The 1,113-nt window shown below is 67.2% G+C and carries 1 protein-coding gene; it reads left to right on the top strand.

The features are described from left to right. Positions 1–981 (top strand): DNA-directed RNA polymerase subunit beta (locus AC08OU_RS06095; protein WP_476604485.1); only part of this gene is annotated, 981 nt, incomplete at its 5' end. Positions 982–1,113: the final 132 nt, after the last annotated feature.

The following is a 1,113-nucleotide window of genomic DNA, read 5'->3' as shown; positions in this document are numbered from 1 at the left end:
GTGCGGGTGTTCTCCCGCGAGGACGGCGACGAGCTCCCGCCCGGGGTCAACGAGCTGGTCCGGGTCTACGTCGCCCAGAAGCGGAAGATCACCGACGGGGACAAGCTTGCCGGCCGGCACGGCAACAAGGGTGTCATCGCCAAGATCCTGCCCGTCGAGGACATGCCCTTCCTCGAGGACGGCACCGCCGTCGACGTCGTGCTCAACCCGCATGGCGTGCCGCGCCGGATGAACCTCGGCCAGATCCTGGAGACCCACCTCGGGTGGGTTGCCAAGACCGGCTGGCAGGTCGACTCCGGCACCGAGGACTGGAAGGAGCGGCTGCGTGGCATCGGCGCGGACGCCGCCCCGGCCGGCACCAACGTGGCGACCCCCGTCTTCGACGGTGCTCGCGAGGAGGAGATCACCGGCCTGCTCGACTCCACCCTGCCCAACCGCGACGGCGTCCAGCTGATCGGCTCCTCCGGCAAGGCCAAGCTGTTCGACGGCCGGACCGGTGAGCTGTATCCCTACCCGGTGGCGGTCGGCTACATCTACATCCTCAAGTTGCTGCACCTGGTCGACGACAAGATCCACGCCCGGTCGACCGGTCCCTACTCAATGATCACCCAGCAGCCCCTGGGTGGTAAGGCGCAGTTCGGTGGCCAGCGGTTCGGCGAGATGGAGGTGTGGGCGCTGGAGGCATACGGCGCCGCCTACGCCCTGCAGGAACTGCTGACCATCAAGTCCGACGACGTCGTGGGCCGGGTCAAGGTCTACGAGGCGATCGTCAAAGGCGAGAACATTCCGGAGCCCGGTATCCCGGAGTCGTTCAAGGTGCTCATCAAGGAGATGCAGTCGCTGTGCCTCAACGTCGAGGTGCTCTCCAGCGATGGCGTGCAGATCGAGATGCGTGACACCGACGAGGACGTCTTCCGTGCGGCGGAGGAACTCGGGATCGACCTGTCCCGGCGCGAGCCGAGCAGCGTCGAGGAGGTCTGACGGACGCCGGGGGTCCGACGCCCCCGCCCTGATGGGCGGCGAGGCCTCCGGCGGCTCCATCCGACTCCAGCGTCCCGACCGAGAAAGAGAGAGCAGGCGACAGTCTTGCTGGACGTCAACTTCTTCGACGAA

The organism is Frankia sp. CcMO1, assembly GCF_977945845.1.
Note: the sequence above shows the minus strand (reverse complement) of the source record. Positions and strands in the feature narration are given on the sequence as shown.